Origin of the sequence: Kitasatospora sp. NPDC058218, from assembly GCF_042882445.1 — a bacterium.
Taxonomy (GTDB): domain Bacteria; phylum Actinomycetota; class Actinomycetes; order Streptomycetales; family Streptomycetaceae; genus Kitasatospora.
The window spans coordinates 31,445-41,980 of sequence record NZ_JBHVWC010000082.1; the positions used below are offsets into that span (position 1 = coordinate 31,445).

The window sequence follows — 10,536 nt, forward strand, 5'->3', positions numbered from 1 at the left end:
CGCCACTGTAGGAGCCGGCGCCGCAGGATCCGGCGTGCTGCGGGCTTACGAATCAGGAACGGCTCCCGAGCGCCCGGGCGGGCGGTCGGTCACCGTCCGTCCCGCCGGCCCCGACGGTGCGTCCGGCCGTCCACTCGTACTCCATCTGGCGGGCGGTGCGACGGGCGAGCCGTTCGCCGAAGAGCCGGCCCACGATGTGCAGGGCGGCGTCGATGCCCGCGCTGATCCCCGCCGAGGTGACGATGTCGCCGTCGTCGACCCACCGGACGTCGGTGCGCACCCGGACGTCCGGCCGGCGCCGGGCCAGCTCCTCCTGGTCCTCCCAGTGGGTCGTGGCCGGGCGGCCGTCCAGCGCCCCGGTGGCGGCCAGCAGGAAGGCGCCGGTGCAGATGCTGAACGTCAGTGCGGAGGTCCGCCGGCGCCGGGCCAGCCAGTCGACGACGTCCGCGTCCGTCTCGACCGCCGTGGTGACGCCGCCGGGGATCACCAGCACGTCGAACGGCGGATCCTCGTCGAGGGTGTGGTCCGCCACGACCCTCAGCCCGCCGCGGGCGCGGACCTGCCGGTCGGTCGCCGCGACCGTCAGGACGCGCAACAGGGGCTCGTCGTCGTCGGTGCGGGCCAGCCGGCCGGCCGTGCTGAAGACCTCGAAGGGGCCTCCCAGGTCGAGCACCTCGACCTCGTCGAAGACGAGCATCCCGAACGTCAGCGGTGCGATGGTGTCTGGCTTCATGCCACCAGACTCGGGCCTGACGGGTGCCGCCCGACAGTGTCGGGAACGGCACCGACCGCTAGGATCCCGTCATGCGCCAGCACCGGATCGCCTGCCTCGCCTTCGACGGGATGGCCCCGTTCGAGCTCGCCACCGTCGCCGAGGTGTTCGCGGTCCCCCGGCCGGAGCTGGACGTGGACTGGTGGTACCGGTTCGAGCTGTGCGCCGAGACGCCCGGGCCGCACCGGGTCGTGGGCGGCTTCGACATCGTGGTGCACCACGGCCTGGACCGGCTCCGGCACGCCGACACCGTCATCGTCCCGGGCGTCGCGGACGTGCGCCGCGACGTCTCCGGGACGGTCCTGGACGCGCTGCGGGAGGCGTACGCGCGAGGTGCGCGCGTGGTGTCCATCTGCAGCGGCGCGTTCGCTCTGGCCGCCGCGGGCCTGCTGGACGGCCGGGAGGCGACCACGCACTGGCGCCACGCCCGCCTGCTCCAGGAGCGCCATCCGCGGGTGACGGTCAACGCGTCGGTGCTCTACGTCGACCACGGTTCGGTCGTCACCGCCGCCGGTACCGCCGCCGGCATCGACGCCTGTCTGCACCTCGTCCGCACGGACCACGGCGCCGAGGTCGCCGCCCGGGTGGCCCGCCGCATGGTGGTGGCCTCGCACCGCGAGGGCGGCCAGGCCCAGTTCGCGGAGCACCCGGTGGGCAAGGCGCCGCCGGACGACCCGATCGGCAACGCCATGCGGTACGCGCTGGAGCACCTGCACCGGCGGCTCCCCGTCGACGAACTGGCCGGTGTCGCCCACCTGTCGGTGCGACAGTTCGAGCGCCGCTTCGTCGACGCGGCCGGTCTGCCGCCGGGGCGGTGGATCACGCAGCAGCGGATCCGCGCCGGCGCCGCACTGCTGGAGTCCGCCGAGCACCCGATCGACGCGGTGGCCGGCCGGGTGGGCCTGACCGTCGCGGGCTTCCGCCACCACTTCCGGGAGGAGATGGGCGTCAGCCCCTCGGCCTACCGCCGCCAGTACCGGCGCTGACCCGTCATCAAGGCCGTCCTCACGCAGGACCGGCCGATCAGCCCCGGACGATCTCCCTCGTCGATCACGATGATCCGGTCGCCGCGGATGAACGATCCGAAGCCAGAGGGAAGTTCGGCACCGCCCGACTATTGATAGGAAACTTTACTTTCTACTACGCTGTCGGCTGGCGGCTTGGCGCGGCGCCCGCACCGGATGGGGCGTGACGCGCTCAGCGAGAGCTCTGACCCGGCCGCCGCGGTGGTGCGGTCACCGCTCGGCCGGCGGGTTCGCGTGCGGTGCACGCCGGTGTCCAGCTCTCACCAATCTCTAGGTCAGGGGTCCAGGGATGCGTCTGGGTGTCTCGGTAAGGCCTGTTCATATCGGAGTGTTCGCCGCCGTGCTCGCCTTGCTCGGCGGACTGTTGCTCGGCTGGTCCGAGCGGGCGGGGGCGGCGGCCGATCCGCTGCTCTCGCGGGGGAAGGCCGCGACGGCCTCGTCCACGGAGGGGTCGTCGTACGCGGCGGGGAAGGCGTTCGACGGGAGCACCTCCACGCGGTGGGCGAGCGCGGAGGGGAAGGACCCGCAGTGGCTGCGGGTGGACCTCGGCGCGAACGCCACCGTCTCACGGGTGAAGCTCAGTTGGGAGGCCGCGTACGCGAAGGCGTACCGGCTGGAGGTGTCGGCGGACGGGGTGACCTGGACGACGGTGGCGGAGGAGAAGGCCGGCAACGGCGGGACGGACGACTGGACGGGGCTGGCCGGCAAGGGCCGCTACGTCCGGATGTACGGGACGGCCCGCGGGACGTCGTACGGGTACTCGCTGCTGGAGATGGAGGTCTACGGGGCCCTGGACGGCGGGACGCCGCCCGGCGGGGCCGCCTTCACCGTGGTGGCGGCGGGCGACATCGCCGCGCAGTGCACCGCCTCGGACAGCGCCTGCGCGCACCCGAAGACCGCCGCACTCGCCCAGCAGATCGACCCGAAGTTCTACCTGACGATGGGTGACAACCAGTACGACGACGCCCGGTCGTCGGACTTCCGCGACTACTACGACAAGACCTGGGGCGCGTTCAAGGCGAAGACCCACCCGGTCCCGGGCAACCACGAGACCTACGACCCGGCCGGGTCGCTCGTCGGGTACAAGTCGTACTTCGGCAGCATCGCCTACCCGCAGGGGAAGAGCTGGTACAGCTTCGACGAGGGCAACTGGCACTTCGTCGCGCTGGACTCCAACGCCTTCGACCAGAGCGCCCAGATCGACTGGCTGAAGGCCGACCTGGCGGCCAACGCGAAGAAGTGCGTCGCCGCCTACTGGCACCACCCGCTGTACTCCTCGGGCGGGCACGGCAACGACCCGGTCTCCCGGCCGGTGTGGAAGATCCTCTACGGCGCCAAGGCCGACCTGGTGCTGAACGGGCACGACCACCACTACGAGCGGTTCGCCCCGCAGGACCCGGACGGCAAGGCGACCGCGGACGGGATCGTCGAGATCGTCGGCGGGATGGGCGGCGCCGAGCCCTACCCGATCGAGCAGGTCCAGCCGAACAGCCAGAAGCGGATCAGCGGTGACTACGGCGTGCTGAAGCTGGACTTCACCGACTCCGGGTACGGCTGGAGCTACGTCGGAACGGACGGCCAGGTCAAGGACACCAGCCCGAAGTACAGCTGCCACTGATGATGTACCTGGCCACCACCGGCCGCCGCCCGGACGCGCCGCTCCGCCCCTCGGGGGTGGGGCGGCGCGTCCCCGGCACGGTCATCGCGCTCGGAGCGGTCAGCCTGGTCACCGACGTCTCCTCGGAGATGGTCACCGCCGTGCTGCCGCTCTACCTGGTGCTGGGGCTCGGCCTCTCACCACTCCAGTTCGGCTTCCTCGACGGGCTGTTCAACGGCGCCACGGCACTGGTCCGGCTGCTCGGCGGCAGGCTCGCCGACCGGGGCGGCGGCCGGCACCGGACGGTCGCCGGGGTCGGCTACCTGCTCTCGGCGCTCTCCCGGCTCGGGCTGCTGCTGGCCGGCGGGGCGGCCGGCGGGATCGCCGCCGCCCTGGCCGCCGACCGGCTCGGCAAAGGCGTGCGGACCGCGCCGCGGGATGCGCTGATCTCGCTCAGCGCACCGCCGGAGGCGCTCGGCCGGGCCTTCGGCGTGCACCGGGCGATGGACACCACGGGGGCGCTGCTCGGACCGCTGGTCGCGTTCGCGGTGCTGTGGGCGACGGCGGACGCGTACGACGCGGTGTTCGTGGTCAGCTTCGCCATCGGGCTGCTCGGGGTGCTGGTGCTGATGCTGTACGTCCCGGCCGGGGCGGGGATTCCGGCGGGCGCCGCGGCGCCCGCCGTCGCGCCGAGACCGGCCGTCGCACGGAAGCCGGCCGTCGGGCCGAGGCCTGCTCGGGAGAGGACCAGGGCACTCGCCGATCCGGTGTTCCGGCGGGTGGTCACGGCCGCCGCGCTGCTGGGGGCCGCGACGATCGGCGACTCCTTCCTCTACCTGCTGCTCCAGCGCGGCCTGGACCTGCCGCCCCTGCTCTTCCCCCTGCTGCCGCTCGGTGCGGCGGCCTGCTACCTGGTGCTGGCCGTCCCGGCGGGCCGGATCGCGGACCGGACCGGGCGGCGCACCCCGTTCCTCTGCGGGCACGGTGCGCTGCTCGCGGCCTACCTCACCCTGCTCGCTCCGCCGGTGTGGCCGACCGCCGTGCTCACCCTGGTGCTCCTGGGTGTCTTCTACGCCGCCACCGACGGTGTGCTGATGGCGCTCGCCGGGCCGGTGCTGCCGGCGGAGGGCCGGGCGGGCGGGCTCGCCGTGCTGCAGACCGGCCAGGCGCTGGCCCGGCTGGTCGGAGCGGCCGGCTTCGGCGCGGCCTGGACGTGGTGGGGGCCGCGCCCGGCCCTGCTGGCGGCCGCGCTCGCGCTGGCCGCCGCACTCGCCGCCGCAGGGCGGATCCTGCCGACAAGGGAGGCCTCGTGAAGGCGCGTTCGACGGTCCTGGTCATCGCCGTCCTGGTGCTGCTGGGCGGTTCGCTCGGGTACGTGCTGCACGCCAGGCAACGCGACGGCGGGCCACAACTCGTCGCGGCGGAGAGCTCGTTCACCCTGAACGAGCCCGGCGTCTACTACCGGGACGGCGCCACCGGGCGGGTCGCCCGCAGCCAGGGGGCGCCGGACGGGCCGTCCTGCGCCCGGTTCTACGCCGCGGGGGACCACGCGCTGTGCCTGCGGGCGCTGCCCGGCGTCCCGGCCCGTACTCAGGCGGTGGTGTACGACCGGCGGTTCACCGAGCTCCAGACGGTGACGGTGCCCGGCATCCCGAACCGGGCCCGGGTGTCGGCCTCGGGGCAGCTGCTCTCCTGGACCACCTTCGCGGTGGGCGACTCGTACGCGGCCAGTGGCTTCTCCACCCGCACGTCGATCCTGGACCTGCGCACCGGCTACCTGGTGAAGTCGATCGAGTCCATCCCGCTGACCATCGGCGGCACCCGCCACCACGCCGCCGACGTCAACTACTGGGGCGTCAACTTCGCCGCCGACGACAACCGCTTCTACGCCACCGTCTCGACCGGCGGTCAGACGCACCTGGTCGAGGGCGACCTGCGGGCGTGGTCGGCCCGGACCCTGCGGGAGAACGTCGAGTGCCCCTCGCTCTCGCCGGACGGTACCCGGATCGCCTTCAAGAAGAAGGTCTCGGCCGACCCCGCCGCGCCCTGGCGCCTCCACGTCCTGGAGCTGGCCGGCCTGCGCGAGCACCCGCTGGCCGAGTCGCGCAGCGTGGACGACCAGGCGGCCTGGCTCGACGGGGAGACCCTCGGCTACGCGCTGCCGGGCCGGGACGGCAAGGGCACCGACGTCTGGACCGTCCCGGCGGACGGCGGCGGGGCGCCGCAGCTCCTGGTGCCCGGCGCCTCGTCGCCGGTGGCCGTTCCGGCGGCGCCGGGCTGACCCGACGGTCGGTGCGGCACCGGCCCGCCGGGGGCGCACCGACCCTCCACGGATGTGTCGGCCCTGTGAAACTCCTGCGTTCTGACCCCTTGTCAGGCCGATCATTCCTCCCTACCTTCGGGGGTCAGGACCCCGGCCCCATCGGGCCCGGCGGCCCTCCCGGCGGGTGCGACCCGCGCCGTCGCCGGACACACGACAAGACCTGGAGGCGTCACATGCCTGTAGCCATGATCGACGAGATCCGCGACGCGGGCCCGCTCGCGGTCGACGACGAGGCCATCGTGTTCGAGGACGACGACCGCAGCGACCACGACGCCACGGCGTGTCTCGCCGACCCGTGGGTGACCGCCACCACCCGCTTCGGCTGCGACTTCAACTCCTGACGGTGGCCGGGCCCATCGCCGGCCGCAGCGGATGGTCCGACGACACCTGGTCGTACCTGAACGATCCGCGGATGCCGGCGATGGCGCACGGTTGGAAGCTGCACGTCTCGGCCCGGCCCGGCGACCTCACGGCCGTCGTCGACCTCGTCCTGCCGGTGCTGCTGCGCCACGTCTGCCACGCCAAGTGGGCCAGGAGTCCGGAGACCCTGCGGGAGCTCAACTCCGGTGCGTCGAGCGCGGGAGCCGTCGGGAAGGCGATCACGGTCTATCCGGGACCGGGCACCGTCGTCGGGCTCGCGGACCAACTCGTCGCCCTCCTGCGCGACCGGGAGGGACCGCGGATCGTCAGCGACCGGCGGGTCGATCCGCGCTCCCCCGTCTACTACCGCTACGGGCCCTTCACGGGCGACTACCGGACCGGCCGGAGCGGGCGCCTCGAATCGGTCATGGTGGGCCCCGACGGTCGGGTCTTCGACGGCCTGGCCACCGGTGCGTACCGGTGCCCGCCGTGGGCCGAGGACCCCTTCGCGGACCGGCCCGGGAACGACGCCCGACCGCCCTCGTCCCCCGAAGTCGGACTCGGCGACGGACTCGGACTCGGACTCGGCGACGGGCGCTACCGGATCACCGGCGGCATCGTGCGCAAACCGCAGGGCAACGTCTACCGCGCGGTCGACCGGGCCACCGGGCTGCCGGTGGTCGTCAAGCAGGCGCGGGCCTTCGTGGCCGAGGACGAGTCCGGTGCGGACACCCGCGACCGGCTGCGCAACGAGCGGACCGTGCTGGCCGCGCTCGACACCGTCGCCGGGGTCCCCCGCGCGCTCGACTACTTCCGCCACCACCACGACGAGTACCTGGTGATGAGCAGCTGCGGCGATCGGGACCTGCGGCGCGAGGTCCAGGAGAACGGCCCGTACCGGGACGACGAGGCCCGGCCCGCGCGCACGCTCGCCGAGCTGGCCGGCCGGCTCCTGCGCGTCCTGGACAGCGTCCACCACTTGGGCGTGGTGGTCCGTGACCTCAAGCCCGACAACGTCGTGCTCGACGCCGCGGGCCGGTGCCATGTGATCGACTTCGGCGTCAGCGCCCTGGACGGCGTCGGTCCGGACGGCGCGACCCCCGGCTACAGTGCCCCGGTCCGGCGCGCGGGCGGACCGGCCGAACCCGCCGACGACTACTACGCCCTGGGCACGACCCTCTGCTTCGCCGCCACCGGCCTGGATCCGGTGGTCGTCGACGGCGACGCCGCCGTCAACCGGGACCGCACCCTCGCCGGCCTGGCGTGGGCGCTGCCCGGCGACGACCACCGGCCGATCCGGGCGGCGATCGCCGAGTTGACGAGCCTCGATCCGGCCGTGCGGACCGCCGGCGCCGACCGGCTCCGCACCGGGGCGGTGGGGGCGGTGGGGGCACCCGCGGCGGTCGGGGCGGTGGGCGCGTCCCGGGCGGTCGAACGGCCCGAGGCGCCCAGGACACCCCGCGGGCCCGGGCGGCTCCGCTGGGACGACGGCCTCCTCGACGAGATCATCGAGCACACGGCCGCGTACTGCGTCGCCGAGGCCCGCAGGATCGCGGACCCCGAGCTCGCCGCACGCACGAACATCCCGACGCCGGTCGACGTCTACGGCGGAAGCTCGGGGCTCGGCCTGGAACTCCTCCACCACCTCCACCGAAGCGGGGTGCGCGACAGCGTCCACGCCCTCGCGTCCTGGACGGCGAGCCAGTCCAGGAACCTCTCACCGGGCTTCTACTCGGGCCGCACCGGTGTCGAGCTCTTCCTCGCCGAGGCACGGGCGACCCCAGGCGCCGGGACCGCGGGCCCGACCCCAGGCGCCGGGAACGCGGGCCGGGGCCCGGACGTGGTCGGCACGGCAGGGCCGGGAGAGCACCCCGCCCTGCCGGCCCGGGGACCGGACGGCGGACCACCGGAAGCGGACCTGATCGAGGGCGTCGCCGGAATCGGCATCGGCCGTCTGCTCCTCGCCCGCCACGCGGCGGCCGGCGGCGACAGCCGACTCGCCGACCGTCACCTCGCCGTCGCCGCCGAGTGCGACCGGATGCTGGCGTCCGGCGAGGCCCGGCTGACACCGGCGGGAGCCGAGACGATCGGCAGCGCCGCCCTGCGCGAAGGACTGGCGCACGGCGGGGCGGGTGTCGCGTACTTCCTGCTCGAACACGCGAGCGCGACCGGGGATCCCGCCACGCTCCACCGGGCCCGCCGGGCGTGTGCGCACCTCGCCGCCGTCACCCCGGGCATCGTCGCGGCGGCGACCGCCCCCGGGGGATCGCGCCGGTACGGCTCCTGGTGCCGGGGCCTGGCCGGGATCGGAGCGGTGCTCGTCCGGGCCGCCGACCGCCTCGGCGAACCCGAGTACCTCGTCCTCGCCCAGCAGAGCGCGCGCGCCTGCGCCGCGCTGGCGCCGCGCATGCCGCTGGTCACCCAGTGCTGCGGGCTGTCCGGGGTCGGCGACCTGCTGGTGGACGTCGCCGGGGCGGCCGGCTCCGAGGAGTTCTGGCACGCCGCCGAGACCGTCGCCGCGATCATCCTCAGCCGTAGCGGCGGCACCCCGTCCCACCCGGTGTTCCCGGACGCCGGCCTGACCCGGTCGAGCGCCACCTGGGCCGGCGGCTCCGCCGGCGTGCTCGCCTTCCTCAGGAGACTGCACGGCCGCGGCGGACGACGGCTCGGCCTCATCGACTGACGGCCCGGATGCCGTCGGCACCGTGCCGCGTCCCACCCGCCCCCGCCGGACGTTCGGGGCGGTGGCGAGCACCACGCACGCGGGGACCGCGCCCGAACCGCGGCCGCCCGGAAGCGACCGGGCACGCCCGCCGGCCCGGGCCCGGGCGCAGCGCACCGTTCCCGCCACCGGTCCTCCCCACCGCTCCCCCGGCGCGGCGGTGCGCGGGGCCCGGGCAGCGCATACCAACTGCTCGCCCAGCAGAGATCATTAGCGCAGCCGACGGCTATTCACCGGCCGAACCACGCTGTACCGAAAGGGTCCTGACGATCATTCCATCGGCCTTCGACCTGCGGGAACGATCGAAGCAATCGTACTCACAAACCAGCCGGGCCCGAAACCCCCGCTCCGGCCGATCCGCTCCGGCCGATCCGCTCCGGCCCAATGCGTGGTGGCAAGAACCGGACACGGCCGACCACGACCCGGAACACCCGGCGGCGGCCGCGCCCCGGCGAGGGAATTCGGCCGGTTCCGGCGGCCGAACGGCAATCCGGGCACGGTGCGACTCCCCCGACTTCCCGCCATCGACGCACCGGATCACGGCCGGCGCGGCGGCGGGGCCGAACCCGCGGGCACCAGGCGGCTGATGTGCAAGCTTCAAGGATTCCCCGTCTTTCGGGGGGTGCGATCACGCCAGCTCGACGGCCCGCCGCCCGGCACGGACGGTCCGGTCGGGCGATCGAGCGCAATACCCGCGAATGGGCTTCCGAAACATCGACCTGATCGTGCGTCAGCTCGCCATACCAAGTCGGACGCCATCGATCCAGACCTTCTTTCAGGAGGATTTGGAAGTACTCTGTCGTCAACCGCGCGAGAACCTGTTCGACCCCTGGGGACCATTCTCGGAACCAGGGTGTTTCCTCCGCGCGGTCGATGATGTTCTTTGGTACGGGGGTGACTTGTGGCGGAGGGTCACACAATGAATTTCAGAGTTCTCGGCCCGTTGGCAGTCCAGGCCGGAGGAATCACCGTGAATCCGGGGTCGGCCCGGCAGCGGGCGGTATTGTCCGCCCTTCTGCTGACGCCGGGCCAGCCGGTGACCGTGGAACAGCTCACCGAGGCCGTCTGGCCGCGGAACCCGCCGAGCGACGTCATGGCGAACCTGCACAGCTACGTGTCCAACCTCCGGCGGCTGTTGGAGCCGAACCGGCCGCCCCGGAACCGGGACACCATCCTGCGGCGCGAACCGAACGGCTACGTCCTGGCGGTGGACCCCGACTGCATCGACGCCGTCCGCTTCGAGCGGATGCTGCACGAGGGCCGGCGGCTGCTCCAGGCCGGGATGCACCGGACGGCGAGCCGGACCCTGGAGGACGGGCTGGCGCTGTGGCGCGGACCCGCCCACCCGGAGGTGAGCGACTACGCGCTCGGCGCGCAGACGGCCTCGCGGTTCGAGGAGTTACGGCTGCTGGCCCTGGAGAGCCTGTGGGACGCCACGCTGGCCGAGGAGTGCGACTTCTCCGCGCACGCCGCCGAACTGCCCGCGCTCGCCCTGCGGTTCCCGACCCGGGAGCGGTTCAGCTGGCTGCTGATGAAGGCCCTGTACCGGTCGGGCCGGCGCGCCGACGCGATCGACGCGTACCACCGCACCCGCCGGACCCTGGCGGAGGAGTACGGCGTCGACCCGGGCTCCGAGTTGCAGGAGCTGTTCGGCACGATCCTGCGCGGCGACCCGATCGCCGGGTGCGCCTGAGCACTCGGCGGGCGGCTCCCCCCGCGTACAGGCCGGGCGACCGG

Annotated in this window: 8 protein-coding genes; 7 read left to right on the forward strand and 1 reads right to left on the reverse strand. The window is 73.9% G+C overall.

Features of this window, described 5'->3' with window-relative positions:
• Positions 1–52: 52 nt before the first annotated feature.
• On the reverse strand, positions 53–733 hold the full coding sequence (locus ACFVYI_RS37185; RefSeq protein ID WP_387893847.1) for a DJ-1/PfpI family protein: 681 nt from the start codon (positions 731–733) through the stop codon (positions 53–55).
• A 71-nt stretch (positions 734–804) separates the two neighbouring features.
• Here ACFVYI_RS37185 and ACFVYI_RS37190 point away from each other — a divergent pair, with 71 nt between their 5' ends.
• The 7 genes from ACFVYI_RS37190 (at position 805) to ACFVYI_RS37220 (ending at position 10,492) form a co-directional block, all read left to right on the forward strand.
• A complete protein-coding gene (locus ACFVYI_RS37190; RefSeq protein ID WP_387893849.1) occupies positions 805–1,758 on the forward strand; it encodes a DJ-1/PfpI family protein in 954 nt (317 codons plus the stop codon).
• A gap of 367 nt (positions 1,759–2,125) precedes the next feature.
• Entirely contained in the window at positions 2,126–3,415 is a 1,290-nt protein-coding gene (locus ACFVYI_RS37195; protein ID WP_387893851.1) for a discoidin domain-containing protein, read from the forward strand.
• Between the two features lie 2 nt (positions 3,416–3,417).
• Entirely contained in the window at positions 3,418–4,707 is a 1,290-nt protein-coding gene (locus ACFVYI_RS37200; protein ID WP_387893867.1) for an MFS transporter, read from the forward strand.
• The gene (locus ACFVYI_RS37205) at positions 4,704–5,675 is read left to right on the forward strand and encodes a TolB family protein (RefSeq protein ID WP_387893853.1); all 972 of its coding nucleotides are present in this window, start codon (positions 4,704–4,706) and stop codon (positions 5,673–5,675) included. Before ACFVYI_RS37200 ends, ACFVYI_RS37205 begins: the two co-directional genes overlap by 4 nt.
• Positions 5,676–5,890: 215 nt before the next feature.
• The gene (locus tag ACFVYI_RS37210) at positions 5,891–6,058 is read left to right on the forward strand and encodes an SflA family class IV lanthipeptide (protein WP_387893855.1); all 168 of its coding nucleotides are present in this window, start codon (positions 5,891–5,893) and stop codon (positions 6,056–6,058) included.
• A gap of 2 nt (positions 6,059–6,060) precedes the next feature.
• Entirely contained in the window at positions 6,061–8,760 is a 2,700-nt protein-coding gene (gene lanL / locus ACFVYI_RS37215) for a class IV lanthionine synthetase LanL (RefSeq protein WP_387893857.1), read from the forward strand.
• Between the two features lie 1,009 nt (positions 8,761–9,769).
• Positions 9,770–10,492: a BTAD domain-containing putative transcriptional regulator gene (locus ACFVYI_RS37220; protein ID WP_387893859.1), complete on the forward strand. Its 723-nt coding sequence runs from the start codon at positions 9,770–9,772 to the stop codon at positions 10,490–10,492.
• Positions 10,493–10,536 lie beyond the last annotated feature (44 nt).

What these genes read in the sequence shown, in the direction of transcription:
- ACFVYI_RS37185 (WP_387893847.1), bottom strand. Translation starts at nt 733, where the DNA reads ATGAAGCCAGACACCATCGCACCGCTGACGTTCGGGATGCTCGTCTTC.
- ACFVYI_RS37190 (WP_387893849.1), top strand. Translation starts at nt 805, where the DNA reads ATGCGCCAGCACCGGATCGCCTGCCTCGCCTTCGACGGGATGGCCCCG.
- ACFVYI_RS37200 (WP_387893867.1), top strand. Translation starts at nt 3,418, where the DNA reads ATGTACCTGGCCACCACCGGCCGCCGCCCGGACGCGCCGCTCCGCCCC.
- ACFVYI_RS37210 (WP_387893855.1), top strand. Translation starts at nt 5,891, where the DNA reads ATGCCTGTAGCCATGATCGACGAGATCCGCGACGCGGGCCCGCTCGCG.